Source organism: Alkalicoccobacillus murimartini (assembly GCF_030813245.1).
In the GTDB taxonomy this organism is placed as follows: Bacteria; Bacillota; Bacilli; order Bacillales; family Bacillaceae_D; genus Alkalicoccobacillus; species Alkalicoccobacillus murimartini.
This window is the reverse complement of sequence record NZ_JAUSUA010000004.1, coordinates 268,089-294,113: the sequence shown is the minus strand read 5'-3', so window position 1 is coordinate 294,113 and position 26,025 is coordinate 268,089. Positions and strand designations below refer to the sequence as shown.

Sequence of the window (26,025 nt, the reverse complement as noted above, 5' to 3'; positions counted from 1 at the left end):
TAAGTGTAATTCATTGTTTATTGTCATGCTTCCCTCTCATTGATGAATGTTCAATACCATTTATATCTGATTGTTGTTTATGGGGAAGAAGAGGCTAATTTTATTCGGTATTGACGTGTTATGAGCATTTGTATAGTGAGGTAAGTTTAGACAAAAAGAAAAGTGCAATGAGGGATCTATTCCTCATTGCACTACATACGAGTCTATTCGTCTTCATTAGAATCTTCTTCTGAATTCTCATCATCTTCATTGTTTTCATCTGAAGAGTCATCATTTTCTGTTTCGTCTTCATTTTCTTCTGATTCATTATCTGAATCATCGTTTTGCTCTTGTTCAGCATCTTCTCTTGAAGTCCAATCATCCGCCTCGACGATATCAGAGGCACTGGATTCATTTCCAATAGAATCAACAGCTGTTACATAGAATGCATGTTTGCCGCTTCCTACGTTAAAATCAGTAGATTCATTTCCACGAACGGCCTGAACGGATTTAAAATCATCACTGCCGTCATCTGCCCGATAGATCCGGTATCCGACGATGTCGCTTGCGTCATGTTTAGACCAGCTTAGAGAATCTCCGTTAAGTGACACACCCGATACTTTCCCAGGTGTATTTCCGTTCTCAGGTGCTTCCTCATCTGCAACAATTCCATCTACGGAATCAGGAAGGTAAGATGATATGTTACCTACTCCAAAGAGATCACCAGAAAGTGATAGTCCTCTTTGTGTAAATTCATCCGGCGTTTCTGAACGTGCTTTGTAATTCTTCCCGTTAATTGTTACATAACGTTCTGATTTCAAGTCATCGCTTGAATCTGGAAGGAATTTTTTGTTGAATAAATCAGTCGTTACTAGATCAGCCTCTTCACAAGCCTTAGATGGTGCTGCACCGGTAAGACTACAAATCTTTCTAGATACCACGCCTTCTGGCTGATTAAAGGATTCGGATGGTGCCATTAACTCAGAGTCGACGCTATAGGCAGCATTAGCAATATCGGACCAGATTTTTTGGTTTCTTGGACCGTAACGTAAGCCGTTAACTGTCGTTTCAATGGAATGGTTTGAATCATAGCCAATCCATACGCCTAGAGTTACATTGGGATTCGTAGCTACAAACCATGAATCTTGTGTATCTTGGGTTGTTCCTGTTTTTCCTGCCCAATCAGCTGAAAAGTTTAGGTTGCCTGGGACACTACTTGCGGTTCCGCCAGTTTTCAGTACATCTCTCATCATATCAATCGTTAGAAAATTCGTTTCAGGAGTAAAAACGTCTGTTTCTTTTGCTTCATGCTCAAACACTACTTCTCCATCTACTTTTTCAATTCTTTCAATCATGTAAGACTCTACTCGTTTTCCTCCATTACCAAATGTTGAATAAGCGTTTGTGTTTTCTTCGACGCTCATATCTATTGTTCCAAGCACGGAGGACTCATGTGGCTGCTCAGAATTAATTGGAATACCAAGCTTTTGTAACGTCTCTCTAGCTGATTCATGAGCGACGGTATTGGCTGCTCGAACAGCAGGTACGTTTCTAGATTGTGCAAGTGATTTTCTTACAGACTGTAAACCTTTATGGCTACGGTCAAAGTTATTAATAGGTTTTCCATTTGATTTATAATTCATTGGTGTATCTGGAACTACTAGACCTGGTTGAACGGCTCCAATTTCCATTGCAGGTGCATAGCCAAGTAATGGTTTCATCGTTGAGCCGGTTGGTCTATTCGCTTGTGTTGCATGATTAAATTGCTTATCAGGACTTCCTTCTTCTCGTCCGCCAACAAAGCCGATGATGGCTCCAGTTTTGTTATCTTGAAGAACAGCTCCAACTTCTTCTTGTTCCCCTTTTTTTTCAGGGCCAAAAAGGTTGTCGTTTTTTACAGCTGATTGCATTTCATCGTAGATATCTTGATTAATGGTTGTATGAATGCGATAGCCGCTATTAGATAGATCATAGGAGGCAGCAGCTGCATAGGATTCAAGCGTCTCTGCACGTTTGGCATCACTCATCTCATCGAGGTTGACGCCATCTTCCTCCATTTTTGCTTGCGCGATAACAGGTGTTGCTCTCCTTAGGATTTCATTGGTTAGATAATGATACTTCTCTGTAATAGGAGGAGTACGATCTGTAAAATCCCCTTGAATATCATAATCTAATGAGTCCTGCAGCTCTTCATCGGATATGTATCCTTCTGATTCCATCCGATTTAAGACGGTGCTCATGCGATTTAACGCAGGATCAATAGATTCTTTGACTGCTCCATCTGAAAGAAAGGGTGTGTAACCAAATGGACTTTGTGGCAAACCAGCAATAAAAGCAGATTGCGCAAGGTTTAAATCCTTGGCATCCACACCGAAAATGCCAATCGCTGCAGATTGAACCCCAGCAATTTGATTCCCGGATGCATTCCGTCCAAATGGAACAACATTTAAGTAAGCTTCTAATATGTCTTCTTTGCTCATAAAGTGCTCAAGTCTCATCGCTAGCAGGATCTCTGTTGCTTTACGATCAAATGAAACCTCGCTTGTAAGGATCTGCTGTTTAATGAGCTGCTGAGTCAGTGTACTTCCACCAGTTTGTGTAGAGGCATTGGCAAGCTCTTGATATGTTGCTCGCATGATCGCCTTAGGTACAACACCCTCATGCTCATAGAAATACTCATCCTCTGTGGCGATAATCGCCTGCTTCACATAATCTGAAATATCATCGAGTGCAACCTCATGACGCTCAAGATCTGATGGTAATTCTCCCATATAGGTATCACCTGCGAAGAATACTTGACTCGTTTCTTCATAATTATGAATCTTTGTTGTCATCTCTTCTGCATTTTGAAGGGGTTCATCTTTCACGAGAGAAGCAAAGTAGCCCGCGGCTGTACCTCCAACAAAAAATAAAGACATCGTACCAAATACAATAAAAAGTAGAAATAGGTTCCAAAATACTTGATAGGTAATGCCTATTCTACGGAATAATTGAATGTCGTCTAGTTTTTTATACAATACGTGTATTCTCTCTTTAACGCGAGAAAACATGGACATAACATACCTCCCTAAATAATCAGAAACAGTATAGCATAGGTTTAATTCAGATGAAATGCTTTCTAGCAAGGTTTCACTTATTTATTGACTATGTCATCACTTTGTGTTAAAACTGTAACAATTGAATGAAATCACAAGCGCGGAAGGGTCGGAGTATTTCAGTACACATCGATTTCAGAGAGCTGGCGGTAGGTGCAAGCCAGTACGAGATGCTGAAAGAATTACAGCCTGGAGCTTTTTCTTTGCCTAGCAGCAAAGAACGGTTAATGCCGTTATAAACTGAGTGGGAAAGCTTTTTTGCTTTTCAACAAGGGTGGTACCGCGAGAACTCGTCCCTTTTTAGGAGACGGGTTTTTTTGTGTTCAAAAAGAGATACTAATCGGAGGGCTACAGGGATGGAAGAGAAAAAACAAGAGCTGACACAGGAACAAAAGCAGGCAGTTGATACACAGGTTAAGGAATTAATGAGAGGTGTTGTGGAGATAGCTCCGGAATACGCCTTTCGAGAAAAAATCGAAAAATCTGTGGTGACAGGTGTACCACTTAAAATTAAACTCGGAATGGACCCATCAGCCCCTGATGTTCATATTGGGCACACTGTGGTTCTTCATAAACTACGCCAATTTCAAGAGTTTGGCCATGAAATCCAATTATTAATCGGTGACTTCACAGGACGTATTGGCGATCCAACAGGAAAGTCAGAGACAAGAAAAGCTTTGACGGATGAGCAAGTAGCTGAAAATGCAAAAACGTATGTAGACCAATACAGTAAAGTTTTAGACATGGATAAAGTTACATTGATGTATAACTCCGAATGGTTAAAGCCACTTAACTTTGAAGATATCATCAAGTTAGCAAGTAACCTAACTGTTGCTCGTTTACTTGAACGTGATGATTTTGAAAAACGCTATAAATCTCAGCAGCCTATTTCCATCCACGAGTTTTTCTACCCACTCATGCAAGGGTATGATTCAGTCGCGATGAAATCAGATATAGAGGTAGGCGGAACAGATCAGAAGTTTAACTTGCTAATGGGTAGACAGCTTCAAGATGCATACGGTCAAGATAAGCAGGTTGCTATGACATTGCCATTAATTGAAGGCCTTGATGGCGTCAGAAAGATGTCAAAGTCTCTTAACAACTACATTGGTATCGATGAAGCGCCAAACGAAATTTTCGGAAAATCGATGTCTATCCCCGATGAGTTAATGGCGAAGTACTTCAGACTGGCTACAGACATTCCATTAGAAGAAGTCGATATATTGGAAAAAGGCTTAGCAGACGGATCGATCCACCCAAGAGATGCGAAGATGAATCTAGGGAGCAAGCTCGTTGAAATGTACCATGGTCAAGAAGCAGCAAAAGAAGCAAGAGCTTATTTTGAGACTGTATTCCAAAAGAAATCACTTCCAGATGACCTACCAGTTGTTAAATGGGAGAAAGAAACGCAGATTAGCGCAATTGATCTTCTTGTAGAGTTAAAGATGCTTCCTTCAAAAGGTGAAGCACGCCGAATGATTCAAAACGGCGGAGTCAAAGTGAATGAAGAGAAAGTAACGGATATTAAAGCAGAAATTACGATTGAAGAAGGATTAATCCTTCAAGTAGGAAAACGTAAATTTGTGCAGCTAACACTATAAGGAAACGCAGCGGGTGTCTTAGGATGCTCGCTGTTTTTTTGTTGGTTTGGAGAGGGGATATGTTTGGAGATAGAGGGTGAGTAGCAAGACGAAGTGAAAGAAGGGACTTTGAAATCGACGTGACGCAGTTCAAAAAGTGCTCTGACATCAAACGATCTTACTAAACGGTCTGTTCTTCTGTATGAACACAGGCTAGCTCGTGACTCCACCTTCTAGCTCTTGCTGAATTTTAATCCGTCTTGAAGAGGTGGCGCGCTCTCTTGAAGACAGCACTAACTTCTTGGTTGGATCTTTAACTATCTTGATTAAGATGTCATTTCTCTTTGTAAGTTCTCAAACAATAAGATAACAAAAAAACTCCAACACCTATAAGGTGTTGGAGTTGGCTTCTTAGATTAACGTGAGTAGAACTCAACGATAAGTGCTTCAGTAATTTCAGCAGGAAGCTCAGCACGTTCAGGAAGACGAATGTACGACCCTTGAAGTGTCTCAGCATCAAATGATACGTAAGAAGGGATGAAGTTATTTACTTCAATAGCTTCTTTTACTGCTGTAAGGTTACGTGAAGACTCACGAAGACCAATTTGTTGTCCTGGTGCTACGCGGTAAGATGGGATATCTACGCGTTTACCATCTACAATTACATGACCGTGGTTTACAAGTTGGCGAGCTGCACGACGAGTGCGAGCAAGACCTAAACGATAAACTAGGTTATCTAAACGAGACTCAAGTAAGATCATGAAGTTCTCACCGTGGATTCCGTTCATTTTACCTGCGATATCAAATGTGCGACGGAATTGACGCTCATTTACTCCGTACATGTGACGAAGTTTTTGTTTTTCTTGAAGTTGTAAACCGTACTCAGAAAGTTTCTTTCTTTGGTTCGGACCGTGTTGACCTGGAGCGTAAGGACGCTTTTCTAATTCTTTACCTGTACCTGTAAGCGAAATCCCAAGACGACGGGAAAGCTTCCAAGATGGACCTGTATAACGTGACATAAGGTGAATCCTCCTGTTATTTTGAATGTTGCAAAATAACAACCTCGTGGCAATCTCTCAGACTAGACGTTCTATTTTCATGCATCTTCGCTTCGACAGCAGGAAGTTACGCGATACACCTCAAAAACTCAGCCGCTTCGAGGAATAGAATCAATCTACACTAAGCTTACCTTGGCTGTCTCATTTCACACAAACTTGATTATATCTATTATTAATCGCGAAGTCAATGACCCAAAAACGGAATGCCTCGTTCAATGAGAAAAAAGTCATAGCATTATGGTAGGTATTACATTATAATTAGGTTTGATTATCACATAATATTGAAAATAATTAATCGGATATAACTATAAAATAGTCAGTAATAATAAAATTCATGTTTATTATATGACAAATGAAGGAATGAGTGTTGTAAGAACGAAATATAAATATACTCGAGACATTAGATCTTAGTTTGTGGTGGTGAGCGGATGACAGGTGTACAGGATATTTTCTATAATGAAGACTATTCACCTTTATGGGAGAAGGTAGTTTTATCAGAAGAGGGACCAATCAATCCAAAAATACCGTTGATTCTTACCTTGAGGTCGGAAAACGGGTTTGTTTCTGCCAAACAAATAGGGGCATCTTCAGAGGGTCTTAGATCAGCTTTTACGTTTTACTCTCAAAACCATCGCGAATTACCAATTATTGATTATGATCAGGACTATACATATATAGAGACTCTTCAGAAGTTTCCTACGAGAATAGGTCTTGTTACTCAGATGGTTGCGGGTGATCTCAAGTATTATACGAACCTTTTGGAATGGGTCCACACAATGATGTTTCAAGATACACCTTTCTCTTTAACAGCAGAGCAATTACTTGCAGGGGCAAATTATCGAATTCAATTCAACTCATTAATTGATTCATTGGTATTGAATAATAAAGAATTAGGTTCACCTATAACATTTAGTTTATTAGAACGGCAAGATACAGAATTCAAACACAAGTCAGGCTGGGAAACGAAGAAACCCCTTTTAATTAAAGTGGGAGAACGCATTGTAACAAGATTAATAAATGATCATCGTACGTCTACGGAGCTATTTACGTATTCAGGAAGTATTACTGATGATGGGCAATCGACTCAGCATGTAATCGTTCCTTTAATGAATCAAGGGAATTGTTTTGCTTGTCTTATTGCGAGTACTAATGAGGAATATCAAGACTCGTTAGAAACATTTAAGCAGACTTCTAAATGGTTGAGCTTACTCTTACAAAAAGGATATCAAGCAGATAAAGATGAAAACGAAGCAAAGAAAAAGGACTTGTTATTAGAAGTGACAAAGAAATTTCACTCGACGATGGATATTAGTGAGGTTTTGGCTAAAATCGTTTATGCGATTAAGCAGACGTATCCATCCTTTAGTGTGTATTTAATGCTTTCGCATGAGTGGGAGGTTCGTGAAGAGCTTCCTATTAAGCCTTTAATATATGGGGCGGAAGGTATGAACACAAAAGCAGAGCATGCCTTTCTAACTGGTATTAAACAAGTGGATAAAGACAGAAGAAATCAAATTGTTCATTTGTTTGTTCCATTACGGGGGAAGCAAGGAATATATGGAGTCCTTGAAGTTCGTGCGATTGATCTTGAAACGTTACCGGAAGAAGAGATCTCATTTATTGAGATGTTAGCTGATACAGGAGGCAATGCTTTAGAAAATGCCGAACTTTATCAGCAATCTCGTGATTTGATTCATGATCTTAAACTAATTAACAAGGCGACTCACCAAATTAATATGAATTTAAACTTAAACGATCTTATAGAAAGTATGACAAACCAAATTCAAGAAGCGTTTAGTGCTCAAGAGGTAGGATTTCTATTATTTGATCGAAATGATTCTTCTGTCATCCATCAAAGTGGAACCGAATTTTTTGAATCGACTCACAATGTAGAACAGCTCCACTCGCTTATCCAACAGATTCTACATAAGAAGGATCCGATCTATATAGGAGATACCGGACTTCATCAAGATATTGAAACTGGAAGCTTTCGTTCGTTACTTGCGATACCAATGCTTCAGAATCAAACCGTTCATGGATTGGTGTTTGTTTTACATCAGGAATCCTACTTTTTTACGTTTGAAACCTTTAAATTACTTCAGTCTTTGGTCCATCATTCTACATTAGCTTTTACAAACACCCTTTTACATGAAGAGCTTGAAAAGCTTGTTATTACTGATCATTTAACAAATCTTCATTCCAGAAATCATCTAGAAGCAAGTATGGACCAATCACTTCTTGAGCATGAAAATGGAACGTTTCTACTCATTGATATCGATGATTTCAAAAGCATCAACGATACGTATGGACACCAAATCGGAGATGAGATCATTGTTCAAGTTGCCAATGTGATTCGAAGTAACATTAGAGAAACGGACATTGCTGCTAGGTGGGGAGGAGAAGAGCTCGCTATCTATCTTCCTACTGTGAAGCTCGACATCGGAACAGACATTGCGAAACGAATCGTGAAAGCTGTTGCGCTAGAAACCAATCCGAGTGTTACGATATCCTGCGGCGTATCGTATTGGGATAAAAATAAGTCTGATACTCGTTCATCCGCTTCATTGTTTAAAGACGCAGATGCAGGACTTTATAAAGCAAAATACGGGGGCAAAAACCAAGTATTTTTAAGTGAATTATAAAAAAACCAGATCAAAGGGCAATGCCACTTTGATCTGGTTTTTTTCACGGAATTATAGATGTTTGATTAAAATATCAACAAATTGTTTGAGATATAACTCATCCTCTTCACTAAAGCGATCGAGGCTAGGGCTATCAATATCTAACACACCAATGGTTACCCCGTCTTTCACAATAGGAATAACAATCTCTGATCTAGAGGCTGCATCGCAAGCAATATGACCTGGAAATTGATGAACATCAGGAACTCGAATTGTCTGTTGGTCAGAAGCAGCTGTTCCACAGACTCCTTTACCAAAGGCTATTCTTACACAAGCAGGCATACCTTGAAATGGTCCTAGAACAAGCTCATCACCTTTAGTAAGGTAGAACCCAACCCAGTTCACTTCTTCAAGAAATTGATTCAATAAGGCACTTGCATTGGCTAAATTAGCCACCATATCAGGTTCTCCGTCAAGTAGGGCGTCTAGCTGCTTATGTAATAAAGAATAAGCGTCGGCTGCAACGGCCGAATAGGAAGAAGATTGAAACATGTCATTCACCCGCTTTCATCTTAATAATAATCGACTTTAGTTTACATGAAGCTGCGTGATTCAGCAAAAAGAATGTTTTTAGTACGGGAATTTGTCAGACGATTTATTGGGATCTCCTTTGAGAATAGGCAGGGCTTGTCATAAAAAGAGCGAATGTGTTAAGAAAGTAAAAAGTCTTAGTGGGGGGTCATATGAGCGAAGCAACCAAGGTGAAAATTTTAACATCGGCAACGGCATTGTTTCAGAGACAAGGGTACGATGGAACATCAGTCCGAGATATTGCGCAGGACGCATCTGTTAATATTGCTTTGGTTTCATATTATTTCGGTGGAAAAAAAGGGTTGTTTGAGTCGTTAATGATTCAATTTTATGAGGGATACATGCAAGAACTGGATAAAGGATGTAAACAAAGTGATGAAGAATCTTCATATGATTCATTAATTGATCTGGTCAGAGCATTAATTAATTATCAACGTTCGCAACATCAGCTTGCACGTATGGTTCATCGTGAAATGTCTTTTGATTCAACATTGGTCCGTGAGGTCATGGCGACCTATCTTCAAAAAGAGAAGCATGAGCTTTCACGTCTCGTTAAGCAAGGGATGGCCTCTGGGCAATTCCGAAAACAGCCTGTCGACTTTGTCATCATTCAGCTTCGAAGTATGATTACATTACCGTTTATGTCCCCCCAATACTTATGGGAACTCTTTCAATTGTCCCCTAAGGAATCATACTTTACAGATCGTTACATGGATCATTTAAAACAGTGGATTGCCTCAGGATTAGGGAATGGATCACTGGCTTTGCATTTGAATAAACCGACGATTCGAATTAAGCAAATGTATGAGTCAAGATAAATTCTTACTTTATGCCTTCGTCCTAATCCAAATGATTAGGGCGTATTTGATGTTATTAAATAATAGTGATTGACAAGATTGAATTAAATACTATATAGTCTATGTAACCGGTTACAGTATGTGAGGCGAGGATAGTATGACAACGATAAAAGATGTGGCAAAGCAGGCGAATGTATCAGTGGCGACAGTCTCTCGAGTGTTGAATCAAAAGGGCTACGTCAGTAAACAAGCAGAACGCTCTGTGAAAAACGCCATAAAATCTCTAAATTATAAACCAAATGCAGTAGCACGATCGTTATATCATAAAACATCTGGAATTATAGGATTATTCGTTCCTGACATTTCTAACCCCTTTTTTCCTGAACTAGCAAGGGCTGTAGAGGATGCGGCAACGTCAGAAGGTTTTACGGTTGTTTTATGTAATACCGATAGCAAGCAAGAAAAGGAAGAAAAATATATTCAAGTGTTACAACAGAAATATGCGGATGGTCTCATTATCGCTACAGGTACAGATTCAATTGAACACATTCTTTCGACAAACATACCGGTTGTCGCTTTAGATCGTTACATTAGTGATCATATTCCAACGGTTGTCTCAAGTAATAAAGCAGGTGCTATCGATGCGACTGAGCATTTGATCGCTCAAGGCTGCCAATTTATTGCGCATTTACGGGGACCAAAAGGAGTTACATCAGCAGATGATCGATATACTGGGTTTAAACAAGCAATTGAAGATCATTCCATTGCACACGTAGTAGTAGAAGCAGGTTTTGAGATCGGTCAATCTGAAGTGGCAACACGAAACTTGTTTGAAAAATATCCGTCCATTGATGGGATCTTTGCAGGAAGTGATGTAACGGCAGCAGGTGCAATGCGTGCGGCCTATCAATGTAAGCGAGCTGTTCCGAAAGACGTGAAGATTATTGGGTTTGATGGAATTTCTTTAGGAGAAATGTTGACCCCTTCACTTTCTACTATACAACAGCCGATATATGAGATGGGGCAGCAAGCAGCCAAGTTACTCATGATGATGATTGAAAAAAAAGAATTACCTTCATATTGGCATGAATTCTCAACAACGCTAAAGATAAGAGAAACCTCAACAGGGAGCGAGTAGCATGGCAAAGGTTACGGTGGTAGGCAGTATTAATATGGATATGGTGACAAGTACATCTGTTTTTCCTAAACAAGGTGAAACAGTAAAAGGAGAAAGCTTTATCACGATGCCTGGCGGAAAAGGGGCTAACCAAGCAGTTGCAGCAGCAAGATTAGGTGCGGAAGTCAACATAATTGGTCGAGTTGGCGATGATCCCTTTGGAAAGATACTTCTAGATGGTCTAGTAGAAGAGGGAATTGATGTGAGTAATGTGGAACCGGTTACAGGTTGTAGCACTGGCATTGCCTCTATTATTCTTTCTGATCAGGACAACCGAATTATTGTAACATCGGGTGCTAATGATTATGTCACTGTAGACTTCATTAATCAGTTTGAAGAAGTGTTGGCAGGTAGTGACATCGTTGTCTTGCAGTTAGAGATTCCTTTAGACGCAGTTGAACGAACACTAGAAATTTGCAACAAGCATAAGACTAAAGTCATTTTGAACCCTGCTCCAGCCGAGCGAATACCTACTGAAGTGATGGCCTTGGCGACTTATATTACGCCAAATGAAACAGAGTATGACATGTTGTTTCAAGATCATAGCGAAACTCCTGATCACTCATTAATTGTTACGGAAGGTAAAGCGGGTGTCAGCTGGCATGAACATGGAGTGAAAAAGCATATCGCAGGACATCGTGTAAAAGCTGTTGATACGACAGGTGCGGGTGATACGTTTAATGGAGCATTAGCCGCTTCATTAGCGAAGGGTCTTGATTTGTCTCAGTCTATATCCTATGCAAATGCAGCCGCCGCTTTATCTGTGCAGACATTAGGAGCTCAAAGCGGAATGCCAACTAATGATCAAGTTATTCAACAGTTAGAGAGGGAGAAAGAATCACTATGAAAAAACAAGGTGTATTAAACCGTGATATTGCCAGAGTGCTTGCTTCACTTGGTCATACGGATCAGATTGTCATTGCAGATTGTGGTTTGCCAGTTCCATTGGGAGTTGAATGTATTGATTTGTCATTAAAATATGGGGTGCCTAGCTTTTTAGATGTATTCACAGAATTGTTAACTGATATGGAGGTTGAGGCTTTTATATTAGCTGAAGAAATAAAAGAAGAAAATCCATTGATTAATCAGATGTTTGAGCTCCAAGCCATTCCAACGTATTATCTGCCACATGAAAAACTGAAAACGGAAACATCTAAGGCCAAAGTGATCATACGTACGGGTGAATGCACACCTTACGCGAATGTTATTCTCCGAGCTGGAGTCATTTTTTAGAAAGGGGGGCTTGAAGTGATCGTTCAAATGGATGGGATTCATAAAGCTTTTAGTGGCAATCAAGTGTTAAAGGATGTTTCGTTTAATCTGCAAAAAGGTGAGATTCATGCATTAATGGGCGAAAATGGCGCAGGTAAATCGACACTTATGAAGATCCTTACTGGTATATACAGCTATGATAACGGAACTGTATCGGTAAAAGGAAAAACGGTAGAGTATAAGCACCCTAAGGAAGCTGAACTTGATGGAATTGCGGTGATCCATCAAGAGTTAAATATCCTGCCAGAATTATCGATTGCAGAGAATTTATTTCTTGGGAACGAGCAAACATACGGACGGACAGGCTGGTTAAAAACAAAGGAAATGAATCGTCTTGCTGAGAGTAAGCTTGCAGAGCTGGGTCTTCATATAAAAGCAACGGAACGAGCAGGCAAGCTATCAGTTGGGAAGCAACAGCTAATAGAAATTGCTAAAGCTTTAATGACCAACGCCGATATCATCATTATGGATGAACCGACTGCAGCCTTAACGGATAGAGAAATCGATACGTTATTTGAAGCAGTGCGCACATTACAACAGAAGGGTGTTACCTTTGTTTATATCTCGCACCGCATGGAGGAGATTTTCTCTCTTTGTCAGCGAATTACGATTTTACGTGATGGACAATTTGTTGGAACAAAAGTCATTGCAGACACAAGCTTTGATGAAATTGTGAAGATGATGGTAGGTAGAGAACTTGGTGGTCGTTATCCGGATTATGATCTTTCGCCGGGTACTGTCAAGCTTGAAGTGAAAGGGCTTTCTCGTAAGGGAGAATTTGATGATGTCTCCTTTAGTGTTCGAGCTGGTGAGATCTTTGGAATTGCTGGTTTGATGGGAGCAGGACGCTCAGAAGTAGTCGAAAGTATCTTCGGTTATCGAACAGCTGATCAGGGTACCGTTTGGCTAGACGAAGCTGTAATAAAATTGGGCAGTCCAGCGGAGGCAATCCATCATGGCTTAGGATTTGTATCAGAGGACCGGAAAACAAAAGGACTTATTACAGATTTCTCAATAAAAGATAATATCAGTTTAGTTAATTTGAAAGCGATCTCATCATCAGGTTGGGTCCAATCTCGAAAAGAAAATCAGCTATACGAAGAGCTTGTCAAAAAACTAGGTGTTCGAGCTTCTGGAGCTTCTCAACGTGTTAAGTCACTAAGTGGTGGAAATCAACAAAAGGTTGTCATAGCAAAATGGCTTGGAACTCAGCCGAAAGTTTTAATTCTTGATGAACCAACTAGAGGCGTTGATGTCGGGGCGAAAAAAGAGATCTATCTCATTATGAATGAATTAGCAAAGCAAGGTGTGGCAATCATCATGGTTTCATCTGAATTGCCTGAGGTGATTGGATTAAGTACTCGAGCCGCCATCATGTTTGAGGGCAAGCTTATGAAAGTGCTAAACCGCGATGAACTAACGGAAGAAACCATTATGCATTATGCCACTGGAGGAGATAAACATGTTCGCAAATAAACACGTTAAATCATTGGCCGCAACACTTGGACCATTTATCGGATTATTTATTATCGTTGTGATTATTAGTATTTTAAACCCAGGATTTCTATCCTTTTCAAACTTACTGAATGTCTTAAGACAAGTATCAATTAATGCACTTATAGCTTTTGGAATGACATTTGTTATTTTGACAGGTGGGATTGACTTATCGGTTGGTGCGATTTTGGCACTTTCAGGTGCAGTAACAGCTACATTGCTTGCGGCGGGTGTAGATCCTGTCTTGGCCATTTCGATTGGTCTACTTGTCGGAGCGGCTCTTGGTGCCATTAATGGTCTTATTATTTCAAAAGGGAAAGTCGCTCCTTTTATTGCTACATTAGCAACTATGACGATTTATCGTGGGGCAACCTTAATGTTTACAGATGGCCGCCCGGTTACTGGACTTGGGGATTCTACATTGTTTCAAATGCTTGGTGGCGGTTACTTTTTCGGTATTCCAATGCCAGCGATCACCATGCTCCTAAGTTTTACGATTCTATATTTTGTTCTTAAGAAAACGACATTTGGCCGACGTGTATATGCAGTTGGGGGAAATGAGGAAGCTTCCATCTTATCTGGTATTAAAGTAGACCGGATTAAGATCTATGTTTATTCATTAACTGGCTTTCTGGCAGCGGTTGCAGGTGTGATTTTAACATCACGCCTAAACTCTGCCCAGCCAACTGCAGGTTCCATGTATGAGCTCGATGCAATTGCTGCCGTTGTCTTAGGCGGTACAAGTTTAACAGGTGGTAAAGGTTGGATCGTCGGCACTCTTATTGGTGCCTTGATCATAGGCGTGTTGAATAATGGACTTAATTTATTGGGGGTCAGTTCATTTTTTCAGCAAGTTGTCAAAGGTAGTGTCATATTACTCGCGGTCTTAATTGACCGTAAAAAAACAACATAAGGAGAGAGTAGAGATGAAAAAATGGCTAACAGCAATGGGAGCAGGGGCTTTATTAGTAATGGGAGCTTGTTCAACTGAATCACCAGTAAGTGAGGGAACTGATTCAGATAATGGTGATGCAGATGAGAACTTCACAGTTGGATTTTCCGTTTCAACATTAAACAATCCATTTTTTGTAACGTTAGAAGAGGGCGCAGCTACTAAGTCAAAAGAGCTTGGTTTAGAGCTTATTACAGTTGATGCACAGGATGATAATGCAAAACAGATTAGTGATGTAGAAGATTTGATCCAACGAGGTGTTGACTTAATTCTAGTGAACCCAACAGATTCATCTTCAGTAACAGCAGCTATTGAAGCGGCAAATGCAGCTAATATCCCGGTTATTACAGTGGATAGAGGAGCAGATAGTGGAGAGGTTGTTACACATATTGCTTCTGATAATATTGCGGGTGGTGAGCTTGCTGGAGAGCTATTAGTAGAGCTAGTAGGAGAAGATGCGATGGTAGCTGAGCTAGAGGGAATTCCAGGCTCATCAGCAGCACGCGAACGTGGCGAAGGATTTAACAATATTGCTGACGGTTCATTAGATGTTGTTGCAAAGCAAACAGCTAATTTTGATCGTGCAGAAGGACTTACGGTTATGGAGAATATCCTACAAGGAAATTCAGATATTACAGGTGTGTTTGCACATAATGATGAGATGGCATTGGGAGCATTAGAAGCAGTTGAATCCGCTGGACGAGATGACATTGTAGTTGTTGGCTTTGATGCAACAGTAGATGCAGTGGCTGCAGTTGACGCTGATCGAATGGCAGGAACCGTGGCTCAACAGCCGACAGTAATTGGCTATGAAGCATTAGAAGCAGCAAACAGTGTGCTTAACGGTGAAGAGGTTGATGATTTCATCCCGGTAGATCTAGAACTTATTCGTAAGTAAAGAATCGATTTAGAGAAAAAGGAACGGGATAGAAGAACAATTTATCGATTACACAGCTAAAGCTGAAATGTGCTCATTTGTCAGTAACTCAATCCTTTACAAATGAAGTAAAACCAGCGGAGTGTATGTCCGGAGCGGTAGCCCCGCTCTCTTATTTTTAAATAAAAAAAACCCGAATTATTATGTGAGATAAACCGCATAATGATTCGGGTTTTTGGCTAGCTAAAAAAGTTCTGTCCCAGCCCTTTTTGTTATCATTTTACAAAGGGATTCGAGAGCGGTAGATCGGTGTACTCATTCCATGCCAGAGGCAATTCTTTGGCTTGATGTGCGTCTGAACCAAAAACAAGAGGGATGCCCATACTTACAGCTAACCTAGCTGTAAGTATGGGGGGATAGCTCTCTTTGCATAATGGTTTTCGTATACCTGCAACATTGTAATCAAGAGAATAACCATGGGCTTTCATTGCTTGCAAAACCTTTTGTATCTCTCTTTCAAAGGACTGAGTTGTCGGAACCTTCTTCTGAAATTTATTGGCTAATGTGATATGGCCCATTCGATTCGGTTTATAGGCCCCCAAGTCTGCTTCTATCGATTGAAGTAAGGTTTGATAGTACAATTGATGTACCGCATCAACTGATCCAGTAGAGGTTGCAATCTCTAAAAACATTTCCGGACTATGATCCATACAATAAATAATGTCATTATGCTTCAAAAAATGGACAGATAAAATACTGTCTGTAAGCACGGGACCAACCTCATTAAGTAAGCTGGTTGTTTCTTCTTCAAATCCTTCTATATAATCAACTTCAAGCCCGAGACCTATCGTTAACTCGTTTTTATACTTTTCTTGTATAGATTGTACATGCTCTATGTATGAGTACAACTGGTCTTTAGACATCGCGCTGTCCTGATTTGGAGCAGGATCAACAAATCCTTCGGGTAAGGGAGCATGTTCCGTAAAGGTAAGACCAGTTAGTCCAATTTCAAGCGCTTTTTCGCAATAACTATTCAATGTGTCCTTCGTGCCGTGCGGGCAAAATGGGCTATGCACATGTCCATCATATTTAAGCATTTTCATCCCTCTTTTTTGAAATTTATGTTAAATCTAACGCATTCATGTAGCGCGATACAAAATAGACAAATGATAACTTTAAAAGAAGCACACAAAATCATGGTTTCATGGTATCATAATACATAATTAAATGTAGAAACAACTCGACAGAATCACGAAAAAAAGAGGAATTTGAGGATTTTAGAAGAACTTAGTTTATAATGATGGTTTAAAATACTTATTTGAATGACTAATGTATACATAATAATGGTTAATTGTTCTTAATTCACCCTAAATGGGCCAATATAGTTCAATACAAGCCTGCTTTGCTGGAGCAAGAGAAGGGAGTTCTCAAGTGGTTTATTTAATTTTAACGATCCTTGCGATTGCTGTGATTATCTATATCGTGGGTATGTACATACGGAAGAATATTTATAGAGATGTTGATAAATTAGAAGAGAAGAAAAATGGGATTATGAGTCGGCCAATTCCAGAAGAAATTGCGAAGGTTAAGCAATTACAAATGGCTGGGGAAACGGAAGAAAAATTTGAGATTTGGCGTAATAACTGGGATGAAATTATTGGACAGATTATGCCAGATGTTGAAGAGACATTATTTGATATTGAAGAATATACAAATAAGTATCAAATTAAAAAATCCAAAGAGCTTGTTCATTCTACAAATGAACGCCTGGAGACGATTGATAGCCAACTAGACATTATGGTTGATGAAATTGAACAGCTAGTAACAAGTGAGCAGAAGAACAGGGCTGAAATAGGAGAGCTACGTGAAACATATTCCACTCTGTCAAATAACCTTCTGAAAAAAAGAGGATCATTTAACGAAGCGATCCAGATGCTTGACGAAAAGATGGGACAAGTTAAACAAGGACTTGCGTCTTTTGATGAAGCTACAAAAGAGGGAAGCTATCTCCAAGCAAGACAGGAACTGATTCAGCTAAGAGACATTTTGCAGGATGTTGAAATGCAGGCGGAGCTTATTCCAAAGTTAATGGTTCAGATTCGTACAACGATCCCTGGTGATATTAAGAATTTAGAAAATGGAATCGCGGATATGAAAGAAAAAGGATACCAACTTGATCCTCTAGTTTTAGAACCAAAGCTAACCGATATGAAAAAAGAAACAGAAGATATTTTAGTTGAATTACAACATTTAAACACGGAACAGTCTGAAGAACGTATCACAGCTATCCAGGATCAGATTGAACGGATATATGATACGTTAGATGATGAAGTTCAGTCGAAGAAAAAGACGCTAGAAGAGCTTCCTAACTTAAAACACCAGCTTGACGTGACAGGTAAGGAACTCCATAAGCTGCTTCAGGAGCTTACACATGTTCAGCAAAGCTATCGCTTACCAAAAGAAGATGTAGATTCTCAAGAGTACCTCTCAAAACAAATGGCTGAGATGAATAAGCAATTACATGTCATTGTAGATGTGACTGAAAATGAAAAACAAACATTTACCTCCATTTATGAAATGGTTAAAGAATGGGAAGCAAGATTAAAAGAATTATCAGAGCATATCAAACAAAGCAGCGGTAAGTTATTCGAGTTACGTGAAGAAGAGCTTAAATCAAAAGAAACCATCTCTAGACTAAGGGCAATTATGTTAGAAGGAAAGCGAGTCGTTCGCAAAAGTAATATTCCTGGTTTGCCAGCTAGAGCCCTTGAACAATTGGAGTTAGGTGATCATAAGATTAAAGAGGCGGTTGAATTATTAAACCAAGCTCCTCTTGAAATGAATCAAGTAACGGATAAGGTTGAACAAGCGATTAGTGTAATTGAAAGTAATGATGAATTAATTGCTGAAACCATCAAAAGTGCAGAATTAGCAGAACGAGTGATTCAGTACAGCAATCGGTATCGTAATCGTAGTGAAGAAACGCGTAGCTTGCTTATCCAAGCCGAGCGATTATTTCGTCATTATGAGTATGATGAGGCAATTGAATGTGCGGTTCGTGCAGTAGAACCATTTGAAAAAGGTGTGGTAGAACGCGTATCTGAGCATGTATCTGCCTAGTGGAAGCTCCTTCTTAGTAAGGAGCTTTTTGCTTGTTTTTTATTCTTGGTTTCAGTCTTTGTCAATTGCATAAGATGATGCTACTATAAACGAATGCACGTGGTTGCCAGTAAAGGAGATCTTGACCCATGATTTATCTAGATAATAGTGCTACAACACGTCCTCATAGAGAAGTATTAGAAACGTATATAAATGTATCTGAACGTTTTTTTGGGAATGCCTCCTCATTACACCGGTTAGGAATAGAATCGGAAAAAGTGTTAAATCGTTCACGTGCCATTCTGGCCGAGCTGCTAGAGGTTGAGTCTTCAACAGTACTCTTCACTTCTGGTGGCACTGAAAGTAATAATGTGGCTATTAAAGGTTCACTCCTACATTCGCACCAAAAAGGAAATCATCTGATCACAACCAAAGCTGAACACGCCTCGGTCTATCAAGTGTTTAAGGAGCTTGAATCCGAAGGGTACCACGTAAGCTTTTTACCGGTAGATCAAGATGGTCTTGTATCTGTAGAACAGCTTGAGCAGGCCATTACAAAAGAGACGACTCTGGTTTCGATAAGCCATGTAAATAATGAGACAGGAACTATTCAGCCCATTTATGAAATCGGACAGCTTCTACACCGGTATCCCAAAATACGATTTCATGTTGATCATGTACAAGGTGCAGGAAAAGTACCGTTATCGATTAAGCAATCTCATATTGACTTATTAACGATGTCAGCTCATAAGTTTCATGGCTTAAAGGGTACGGCGCTATTGTATGTTCGACCTGGTTTACATCTGACGCCCCTATTTCATGGAGGCGAACAAGAATTTGGATTTCGTGGTGGAACTGAAAATGTCGCTGGCGCGGCTGCCATGGCAAAAGCGTATAAAATACATCTTGAAAAGGCTCCATCCGCAATGCCAGGCATGAAAAAACGTCGTGAACAACTGATCCACCATATCAATAGATCAGAAGGTATAACACTAAATTCGCATCCAACAAACGGAGCGCTGCATATTATTAACCTCTCAGTGCCTGGATACAAACCTGAGGTAATCGTGCAGAAGCTTGCAGAAAAAGAGATGTATGTGTCTACACAATCGGCTTGCTCTTCAAAGTTAAATGAACCGAGCCGTGTTTTACTTGCAATGGGTAAAGAAGAAGAATTAGCAGCTAGTGCAATTAGAATTAGTTTATCCTTTGAATCATCTGATGAAGAGGTCTACTCCTTTCTTTGTGCGCTCGATCAATTGCTTCCTAGTATTAGAAAAGTGGTGAAGAAATGAAATATGATCATATTTTAATTCGTTATGGAGAATTAGCTTTAAAAGGAAAGAATCGAGTGGCTTTCGAAAAACAGCTTCTTGCTAATATTCGTCAAGTACTTAAACCAATACCAGGTTTAAAAGTCAAACGAACATTTGGCCGGATTGTCGTTGAACTGTATGAAGTAGAACCTACTCCGGTTATGAAGTTGTTAAAGAATATCTTTGGAATCCATTCCTTTAGTTTAGCTATTCGAGTAGATAATGAGCTTGCGGAGATGCAAAAGGCAGCATTAAAAGCGGTGGAAGATTCGGAAGGAACGGTTCGAACATTTAAGATTATTACGCGTAGGGCGTATAAGCCATTTCCTATTGATTCGCAGACTTTAAATCACAAAATCGGCGGATTTGTATTAGCTAATACGAATGATATTACCGTGGATGTACATCAGCCGGATGCAACGATCCGAGTAGAAGTAAGAGAGACGGCTACGTATATTACAACGGATGCATTTAAAGGAGCTGGAGGCTTGCCTGCTGGTACAAGTGGGAAAATGTTGTTAATGCTTTCTGGTGGGATTGATAGTCCTGTAGCCGGTTATTTAGCGATGAAGCGTGGGGCAGATCTTGAAGCCATTCATTTTCACAGTCCTCCTTATACAAGTGAGCGAGCTAAAGAAAAAGTAATAGACCTAGTAAGGAAGTTAAATGAATTTGGCGGACAAATTAAACTTCATATTGTCCCATTTACAAATATTCAGACGCATATTCGTGATGAAGCACCAAGTAATTTTCAGATGACCATTATGCGAAGAATGATGATGAGAATCTCAGCAAAATTGGCGGAAGATAGAGGATTGTTGGGTATCGCTACTGGAGACAGTCTTGGACAAGTGGCAAGTCAGACCTTACACAGCATTCATACCATTAATGAGGTAACGAATTATCCAGTGATCCGTCCATTAATCACGATGGACAAACTGGAAGTCATTGATTTAGCTAAAAAAATTGGCACATATGAAACCTCCATTCTTCCTTATGAAGATTGCTGTACCATCTTTTTACCGTCAGATTCAAAAACGAAGCCTTCTCGCAAACACGCAAATAAATTTGAACAATACATTGAAGTGGACCATTACTTGAATGAGGCGATTGCTGGAATTGAGACGCTTGATTTAACGAATATGACTGAGGTTGAAAAATCAATCGAGGACTTATTTTAACAAAAATAAAATAAATCAATAATTACCATTTTTATCTGTGCATGTTTCTTCAGCCTTGTGGTCATTCTATTAGTACCGAAGGAGGTGAGAGACATGGCAGATAACAAAAGTTCAAACCAACTTGTAGTACCTGGCGTACAACAAGCTCTTGACCAAATGAAATACGAAATCGCTTCTGAGTTCGGTGTTCAATTAGGACCAGATTCTACAGCACGTGCTAACGGTTCTGTAGGCGGAGAAATTACAAAACGTCTTGTGCAAGCAGCTGAAAAGCAACTAGGCGGCAGCTATTAATATCATATGTTATGGATTGGAGGAAGCATTTATGCTTCCTCTTTTTAATTATGGAGCAAACATATTGCTGTTCGGACTTGAATCTGTCACGATAGACAAATAAAGTGCGAAGATTAGATGAAGGGAAGATGGAATCATGGGAACACTTTGGCATAATGGAACGTTTTTTACGCTAAAACAGCCGAATGAGGCGGTGGATGCCGTATTTGTGAAAGATGGAAAGATTGTGGCATTAGGTTCAAAAGATACGTTACTTCAAGACTTTAAGCAAGATATTACACATATAAAAGATGTAAAAGGTGGCTATGTTTACCCGGGTTTTGTAGATAGTCATTTACATATGATTGGTCATGGCGAAAAGCTACGCAGCCTTGATTTGTCTGAAGCTAAAACATCAACTGAAATGAAAGATTGGCTTGAACAAAAAGCACGTGAGTCAGGAGAAGAGGATTGGGTTCTTGCGGAAGGATGGAACGAGAATAATTTTTCTGATCGAAAAATTTTTACTCGTTATGAATTAGATGAGATAAGTCCACAAAAACCATTATACGCATCGCGTGTCTGTCGGCATGCGGCGCTTGTAAACAGTGAGGCGTTACGTCGGGCTTCTATTTCAAAAGACACACCTGATCCTGCTGGTGGAGTGATTGAACGTGATGAGTCTGGTGAACCAACGGGATATTTAATGGATGCAGCGGCTGATATGATTAAAGAGGTTATGCCTCCTGTGGATAAAGAGTATGTGTTACAGTCACTTAAACGCTCCGTTGAAGACTTGTTGGCACAAGGGATTACCGGTGGTCATACAGAGGATATGAATTATTATAATGGATTTTCCGAAACGATTGATGTCTTCCAAACGTTAATACATAAGAATGGGTATCGGTTTCGAACCAACTTACTTATTCATCATGAGCAGATAGACGAAATGAACCGTCAAGGATTCAGTCGAGGCGAGCTATCGCCCTATCTTGAAATTGGGACAATGAAAATTTTTGCAGATGGCGCCTTAGGTGGACGGACTGCTTTATTATCAGAACCTTATTCAGATGATCCCGAAAACTATGGTGTAGCCATGCATACCCATGAGGATTTGAAGATGCTTGTCAAAAAAGCAAGACAAAACAACATGCCTGTTGCGATCCATGTTATAGGAGACGCAGCATTAGAGCATGCGATTGATGCTCTAGAGCAATTTCCTCCAGTTGAGGGTCGTGATCGGCTAATCCATCTTCAAGTGGCTAGACCAGATCTCATTGAACGGTTAAAATCGCTAGCGGTCATTCTTGATTTACAGCCTCGCTTTGTGGCGACTGATTTTCCGTGGGTAGAGGAACGTCTAGGTGAACAAAGGCTCGCCTCATCCTTTGTTTGGAAAACGCTTTTAGATGAAGGGTTGCACTGCGCTGGAGGGTCAGATGCTCCGATTGAGCCACCTGGACCACTTCTTGGCATGCATGCGGCTATTACACGCCGTCACCCCGATCAAATAGACCATCCTGGGTATGGGCCCGAGCAGAAACTAAGTCGCTTCGAGGCGGTCCAGCTTTTTACGTCGGGTAGTGCATTTGCCACCGGTCACGAGCATCGTCGAGGTTTGATCACTGAGGGGTATGATGCTGATTTTACCGTATTATCTCATGATCTTTTTTCGTGCCAACTTGAAGAATATTTGTCTGCAGACGTGTTCATGACCATAGTGGATGATAAAGTGATGTTTGAGAAGGAGTAACCTGAAAGAATTAAATGGTAGTTTATGTTATGATATTGGATGGTGAACGGGCAGAATAGCAACGAGGGAGTGGGAGAATGAACTGGAAACGTTGGACAGCATTAGGGGTAGTAGCAGGATTATTAATCATCTCAACCATTACTAACTTGGCGGTAGGCCTAGCTTCTATGGATTTTGATGATTATGTGAGTTCGGATTTTTCTGAGACAACTATCCAAGAAGGTACAGAAGGAAAATTGGTTGTACTTAATTTGAGTGGAGTTATTCAAGACGTTGGTAGCCAAGGGCTGTTTGGCTCGGATATGTATGACCATCAAGCATTTTTAACTCAAATTAAGAGTGCGGGTGAGGATCCTACAGTTGATGGTATCGTGATTCGGGTGGATACACCAGGAGGAGGCGTGTTAGAAAGCGCTGAAATCCACGATCGTATTACAGAAGCGCAGGAGCTACATGATAAGCCAGTATACATATCAATGGGGAATATGGCGGCATCTGGAGGCTATTATATTGCGGCCCCAGCTGATCGAATTGTAGCGAGCCCTAACACGATAACAGGTTCAATTGGTGTCATTATGGAATCAATCAATTTTACGGAGTTTGCTGAAAATTATGGTGTAACCTTTAATACAATTAAGAGTGGTCCATTTAAGGACATCATGTCTCCTTATAAAGAGATGTCAGATGAAGAGCGTGAGATTCTTCAATCAATGGTTGATGAATCGTATGATGAATTTGTACGAATCATCTCTGATGGAAGAGATATGGATGAAAATGAAGTAAGAGATATCGCAGATGGTCGTATTTATAGCGGGAATCAAGCACTAGAAAATGGTCTAGTTGATGATCTTGGTGATCTGGAAGATACGATTGGCTTCCTAAGTGAAGAGCTTGGTGGAGGCGAATACCAAGTAGTAACATATGATTACGCAGCAGGTATGTACGACTTTTTTGGGATGACGGCTCAGAAGCTTTTTGGTCCTGATCCAGAAATAACGATGCTTCAGAAGCTAATTTTTGAAAATCGCGCACCATCACTTAAATATCTTTATGCGGAATAAGAAGGGGGAATAGTCGTATGATCCAACATAGCACGTATACGCCTCTTGCCCGTTCTAGAAGAACCCGCTTAAGAAATAGGGATCTCATGAAGACCGAAGAGGAGAATCAACATCAACAGCTACCAGAGCAACCTGTAGAAGAGGCCGTTGAAGTCCCCCATTATGCTGGATTTTGGGTCAGACTGTGGGCATTCTTGCTGGATTTGCTGGTCTTATTCTCGATAAACAGTGTTTTCATTAACTCTTGGTTTATCTTTCTTGATGATGGTTTCCAATCTATTGGACCATTTGCAACCTTAACATTTATTCATGCACTAACTTTTTTCTTATACTTTGCTATTATGACAAAGCTATTAGGAAAAACAGTTGGAAAAATGGTACTGGGCATCAAGGTTGTGTCAACAGACGGTTCACCTCTTACGTGGAAGCAAATGTTTTTCCGAGAAGGCGTTGTGCGCTTAGTGTATCATATCCAAATTTTTTGGTTTATGTTGTTTCTCTGGGTGTATATTCTGATCGCATTTGTACCAACCAAAAGGGGTTTACATGATCTTGTCGCAGATACAAGCGTCATTCACGATAAGAAATAAAATAGAACAAAACATAAACCTGTCGTCTAACGGCAGGTTTAATTGTGTTGTGGAAGGATAAGCTAAAAAAGGAAGGGGGCTGCTTATGACATGGTTGATTATCACGTTCATTGTTTGTGTCATTTTAATTTGTGTTTGGTTTGTGCGAATGAAAATAGATCTATACTACGCATATCTTCATAAAGAACAAAAACTCAAAATGAAGGTCACTATTTTTTCATTCACCATCTATTCGTATACAGTACCCAGTGTCAAAGTAGGGGAAGACGGTGTTGTTATGAAAGAACAAACGAAATCAACCACTTCGACCAAACGAAAAAAAAAGCGTCTTTCTTTAATGGAGTTTTTTCAGCACTTCCAACAAACTCAGGAGTGGATATCCTATTTAATAAGACTTCATGTCAGTGTTCATCCAATGTTAAAAAATATAAAGGTACATAACGTACAATGGAACACAGAATTTGGTTTGCATGATGCAGCCTATACCGCGCAGGCGACAGGCTATATCTGGTCCATAAAAGGAACGTTGTTTGGCCTACTTAGTCAATATGTAACAATGAAAAAACTACCCGTTCTTGCAGTAGCTCCTATGTATCAAAAAAACGTGGCTCATACGGAGCTTACCTGCATGTTTTCTTTTCGAGTCGGACATGCTATATACGCAGGAATAACTGTTTTGCGGCACTGGAGACAACGACCAAGACCTCTTCAGCAACAGAACGTGCAGGCAAAACAAACGTAGATTTAGTAAGAAAAAGGAGGTATAACAATGTCAGATCATCCGATTCAAGGATTAATGAAAACCGCCATGGAAAATTTAAAAGAAATGGTGGATGTCAATACGATTGTTGGAGATCCAGTTGAAACGCCTGATGGAAGTATCATTATGCCTGTTTCAAAGGTAGGATTTGGGTTTGCAGCTGGTGGTAGTGAATTTATTATTGATCACAAGGGACAGTCGTCTCCAGAACATACACATCCTTTTGGAGGCGGAAGTGGTGGTGGAGTTTCCATCACACCGATTGCATTTTTAGTTGTAGGAAAATCAGGAATTAAAATGATCCACCTAGATAGTCAGACGCATTTATATGAACGCTTGTTGGACTTAGCACCTCAAGTTGCCGAAAAGATTCAACATATGCTTAAATCGTCTTCGCATGAACACACAAAAGAATCTGATCAAGCTCCTTTTTAAGTGTGCACTTTCCTTGCCCCAAAGGTAATTCTTCAAGTATGATGAAGGTTGAAGAATTGAGAAT

At 40.0% G+C, this 26,025-nt stretch carries 22 protein-coding genes and 1 other annotated feature; of the genes, 18 read left to right on the top strand and 4 right to left on the bottom strand.

Annotated elements, in window-relative coordinates; genetic code table 11:
• Positions 1 to 203: 203 nt before the first annotated feature.
• Positions 204 to 3,035 carry a transglycosylase domain-containing protein gene (locus J2S05_RS14450; RefSeq protein ID WP_306983965.1) on the bottom strand — a complete coding sequence of 944 codons (2,832 nt, stop codon included), beginning with the start codon at positions 3,033 to 3,035 and terminating at the stop codon, positions 204 to 206.
• 131 nt (positions 3,036 to 3,166) lie between these two features.
• Positions 3,167 to 3,375: a binding site (T-box leader), on the top strand.
• A gap of 55 nt (positions 3,376 to 3,430) precedes the next feature.
• On the opposite strand from J2S05_RS14450, the gene tyrS reads away from it, so the two are divergent.
• Complete coding sequence (gene tyrS / locus J2S05_RS14445; RefSeq protein WP_306983964.1) at positions 3,431 to 4,675, top strand: tyrosine--tRNA ligase; 1,245 nt, start codon at positions 3,431 to 3,433, stop codon at positions 4,673 to 4,675.
• Between the two features lie 395 nt (positions 4,676 to 5,070).
• Here tyrS and rpsD read toward each other — a convergent pair whose 3' ends face one another.
• Complete coding sequence (gene rpsD, locus J2S05_RS14440; RefSeq protein ID WP_306983963.1) at positions 5,071 to 5,673, bottom strand: 30S ribosomal protein S4; 603 nt, start codon at positions 5,671 to 5,673, stop codon at positions 5,071 to 5,073.
• 467 nt (positions 5,674 to 6,140) lie between these two features.
• Between rpsD and J2S05_RS14435 the strand changes: the two genes are divergently transcribed.
• Complete coding sequence (locus tag J2S05_RS14435; protein ID WP_306983961.1) at positions 6,141 to 8,354, top strand: sensor domain-containing diguanylate cyclase; 2,214 nt, start codon at positions 6,141 to 6,143, stop codon at positions 8,352 to 8,354.
• A gap of 51 nt (positions 8,355 to 8,405) precedes the next feature.
• On the opposite strand, the gene J2S05_RS14430 is transcribed toward J2S05_RS14435, so the two are convergent.
• Positions 8,406 to 8,885 carry a GAF domain-containing protein gene (locus tag J2S05_RS14430; RefSeq protein ID WP_306984171.1) on the bottom strand — a complete coding sequence of 160 codons (480 nt, stop codon included), beginning with the start codon at positions 8,883 to 8,885 and terminating at the stop codon, positions 8,406 to 8,408.
• 191 nt (positions 8,886 to 9,076) lie between these two features.
• Here J2S05_RS14430 and refZ point away from each other — a divergent pair, with 191 nt between their 5' ends.
• The 7 genes from refZ (at position 9,077) to rbsB (ending at position 15,514) form a co-directional block, all read left to right on the top strand.
• Positions 9,077 to 9,742 (top strand): forespore capture DNA-binding protein RefZ, encoded by a 666-nt coding sequence (refZ, locus tag J2S05_RS14425; RefSeq protein ID WP_306983959.1) that lies wholly within the window; start codon positions 9,077 to 9,079, stop codon positions 9,740 to 9,742.
• 136 nt (positions 9,743 to 9,878) lie between these two features.
• Positions 9,879 to 10,859 (top strand): LacI family DNA-binding transcriptional regulator, encoded by a 981-nt coding sequence (locus J2S05_RS14420; protein WP_306983958.1) that lies wholly within the window; start codon positions 9,879 to 9,881, stop codon positions 10,857 to 10,859.
• A gap of 1 nt (position 10,860) precedes the next feature.
• The gene (rbsK, locus tag J2S05_RS14415; RefSeq protein ID WP_306983957.1) at positions 10,861 to 11,745 is read left to right on the top strand and encodes a ribokinase; all 885 of its coding nucleotides are present in this window, start codon (positions 10,861 to 10,863) and stop codon (positions 11,743 to 11,745) included.
• Positions 11,742 to 12,131 (top strand): D-ribose pyranase, encoded by a 390-nt coding sequence (gene rbsD / locus J2S05_RS14410; protein WP_306983955.1) that lies wholly within the window; start codon positions 11,742 to 11,744, stop codon positions 12,129 to 12,131. Before rbsK ends, rbsD begins: the two co-directional genes overlap by 4 nt.
• A 15-nt stretch (positions 12,132 to 12,146) precedes the next feature.
• Positions 12,147 to 13,646 (top strand): sugar ABC transporter ATP-binding protein, encoded by a 1,500-nt coding sequence (locus J2S05_RS14405; protein WP_306983953.1) that lies wholly within the window; start codon positions 12,147 to 12,149, stop codon positions 13,644 to 13,646.
• Complete coding sequence (locus J2S05_RS14400) at positions 13,633 to 14,577, top strand: ABC transporter permease subunit (RefSeq protein ID WP_306983952.1); 945 nt, start codon at positions 13,633 to 13,635, stop codon at positions 14,575 to 14,577. The genes J2S05_RS14405 and J2S05_RS14400 overlap by 14 nt, the downstream gene beginning before the upstream one ends.
• Positions 14,578 to 14,590: 13 nt before the next feature.
• Entirely contained in the window at positions 14,591 to 15,514 is a 924-nt protein-coding gene (rbsB, locus tag J2S05_RS14395; RefSeq protein WP_306983950.1) for a ribose ABC transporter substrate-binding protein RbsB, read from the top strand.
• A 254-nt stretch (positions 15,515 to 15,768) separates the two neighbouring features.
• On the opposite strand, the gene hisJ is transcribed toward rbsB, so the two are convergent.
• A complete protein-coding gene (gene hisJ, locus J2S05_RS14390; protein ID WP_306983948.1) occupies positions 15,769 to 16,590 on the bottom strand; it encodes a histidinol-phosphatase HisJ in 822 nt (273 codons plus the stop codon).
• Positions 16,591 to 16,924: 334 nt separating this feature from the next.
• Between hisJ and ezrA the strand changes: the two genes are divergently transcribed.
• The 9 genes from ezrA to ytfJ all read left to right on the top strand — a co-directional run bounded on the left by ezrA (position 16,925) and on the right by ytfJ (position 25,961).
• Positions 16,925 to 18,613 carry a septation ring formation regulator EzrA gene (gene ezrA / locus J2S05_RS14385; protein ID WP_306983947.1) on the top strand — a complete coding sequence of 563 codons (1,689 nt, stop codon included), beginning with the start codon at positions 16,925 to 16,927 and terminating at the stop codon, positions 18,611 to 18,613.
• A gap of 128 nt (positions 18,614 to 18,741) precedes the next feature.
• Positions 18,742 to 19,887 carry a cysteine desulfurase family protein gene (locus J2S05_RS14380; protein ID WP_306983945.1) on the top strand — a complete coding sequence of 382 codons (1,146 nt, stop codon included), beginning with the start codon at positions 18,742 to 18,744 and terminating at the stop codon, positions 19,885 to 19,887.
• Positions 19,884 to 21,089, top strand: coding sequence for a tRNA uracil 4-sulfurtransferase ThiI (thiI, locus tag J2S05_RS14375; protein ID WP_306983943.1), 1,206 nt, complete (start codon positions 19,884 to 19,886; stop codon positions 21,087 to 21,089). The genes J2S05_RS14380 and thiI overlap by 4 nt, the downstream gene beginning before the upstream one ends.
• Before the next feature lie 93 nt (positions 21,090 to 21,182).
• A complete protein-coding gene (locus J2S05_RS14370) occupies positions 21,183 to 21,383 on the top strand; it encodes an alpha/beta-type small acid-soluble spore protein (RefSeq protein WP_143846409.1) in 201 nt (66 codons plus the stop codon).
• A 136-nt stretch (positions 21,384 to 21,519) separates the two neighbouring features.
• Positions 21,520 to 23,115, top strand: coding sequence for an amidohydrolase (locus tag J2S05_RS14365; protein ID WP_306983941.1), 1,596 nt, complete (start codon positions 21,520 to 21,522; stop codon positions 23,113 to 23,115).
• A gap of 77 nt (positions 23,116 to 23,192) precedes the next feature.
• Positions 23,193 to 24,176, top strand: coding sequence for a signal peptide peptidase SppA (gene sppA / locus J2S05_RS14360; RefSeq protein WP_306983940.1), 984 nt, complete (start codon positions 23,193 to 23,195; stop codon positions 24,174 to 24,176).
• Between the two features lie 17 nt (positions 24,177 to 24,193).
• The gene (locus J2S05_RS14355; RefSeq protein WP_306983938.1) at positions 24,194 to 24,766 is read left to right on the top strand and encodes an RDD family protein; all 573 of its coding nucleotides are present in this window, start codon (positions 24,194 to 24,196) and stop codon (positions 24,764 to 24,766) included.
• Positions 24,767 to 24,851: 85 nt separating this feature from the next.
• Positions 24,852 to 25,508 carry a DUF2953 domain-containing protein gene (locus J2S05_RS14350; RefSeq protein WP_306983937.1) on the top strand — a complete coding sequence of 219 codons (657 nt, stop codon included), beginning with the start codon at positions 24,852 to 24,854 and terminating at the stop codon, positions 25,506 to 25,508.
• 27 nt (positions 25,509 to 25,535) lie between these two features.
• Positions 25,536 to 25,961 carry a GerW family sporulation protein gene (gene ytfJ / locus J2S05_RS14345; RefSeq protein WP_306983936.1) on the top strand — a complete coding sequence of 142 codons (426 nt, stop codon included), beginning with the start codon at positions 25,536 to 25,538 and terminating at the stop codon, positions 25,959 to 25,961.
• Positions 25,962 to 26,025: the final 64 nt, after the last annotated feature.

Bases quoted from the DNA above. Each gene is read 5' to 3' on its own strand.
- J2S05_RS14450 (WP_306983965.1), bottom strand. From the start codon at position 3,035: ATGTCCATGTTTTCTCGCGTTAAAGAGAGAATACACGTATTGTATAAA.
- tyrS (WP_306983964.1), top strand. From the start codon at position 3,431: ATGGAAGAGAAAAAACAAGAGCTGACACAGGAACAAAAGCAGGCAGTT.
- rpsD (WP_306983963.1), bottom strand. From the start codon at position 5,673: ATGTCACGTTATACAGGTCCATCTTGGAAGCTTTCCCGTCGTCTTGGG.
- J2S05_RS14435 (WP_306983961.1), top strand. From the start codon at position 6,141: ATGACAGGTGTACAGGATATTTTCTATAATGAAGACTATTCACCTTTA.
- J2S05_RS14430 (WP_306984171.1), bottom strand. From the start codon at position 8,885: ATGTTTCAATCTTCTTCCTATTCGGCCGTTGCAGCCGACGCTTATTCT.
- refZ (WP_306983959.1), top strand. From the start codon at position 9,077: ATGAGCGAAGCAACCAAGGTGAAAATTTTAACATCGGCAACGGCATTG.
- J2S05_RS14420 (WP_306983958.1), top strand. From the start codon at position 9,879: ATGACAACGATAAAAGATGTGGCAAAGCAGGCGAATGTATCAGTGGCG.
- rbsK (WP_306983957.1), top strand. From the start codon at position 10,861: ATGGCAAAGGTTACGGTGGTAGGCAGTATTAATATGGATATGGTGACA.
- rbsD (WP_306983955.1), top strand. From the start codon at position 11,742: ATGAAAAAACAAGGTGTATTAAACCGTGATATTGCCAGAGTGCTTGCT.
- J2S05_RS14400 (WP_306983952.1), top strand. From the start codon at position 13,633: ATGTTCGCAAATAAACACGTTAAATCATTGGCCGCAACACTTGGACCA.
- rbsB (WP_306983950.1), top strand. From the start codon at position 14,591: ATGAAAAAATGGCTAACAGCAATGGGAGCAGGGGCTTTATTAGTAATG.
- hisJ (WP_306983948.1), bottom strand. From the start codon at position 16,590: ATGCTTAAATATGATGGACATGTGCATAGCCCATTTTGCCCGCACGGC.
- J2S05_RS14380 (WP_306983945.1), top strand. From the start codon at position 18,742: ATGATTTATCTAGATAATAGTGCTACAACACGTCCTCATAGAGAAGTA.
- thiI (WP_306983943.1), top strand. From the start codon at position 19,884: ATGAAATATGATCATATTTTAATTCGTTATGGAGAATTAGCTTTAAAA.
- J2S05_RS14370 (WP_143846409.1), top strand. From the start codon at position 21,183: ATGGCAGATAACAAAAGTTCAAACCAACTTGTAGTACCTGGCGTACAA.
- J2S05_RS14365 (WP_306983941.1), top strand. From the start codon at position 21,520: ATGGGAACACTTTGGCATAATGGAACGTTTTTTACGCTAAAACAGCCG.
- sppA (WP_306983940.1), top strand. From the start codon at position 23,193: ATGAACTGGAAACGTTGGACAGCATTAGGGGTAGTAGCAGGATTATTA.
- J2S05_RS14355 (WP_306983938.1), top strand. From the start codon at position 24,194: ATGATCCAACATAGCACGTATACGCCTCTTGCCCGTTCTAGAAGAACC.
- J2S05_RS14350 (WP_306983937.1), top strand. From the start codon at position 24,852: ATGACATGGTTGATTATCACGTTCATTGTTTGTGTCATTTTAATTTGT.
- ytfJ (WP_306983936.1), top strand. From the start codon at position 25,536: ATGTCAGATCATCCGATTCAAGGATTAATGAAAACCGCCATGGAAAAT.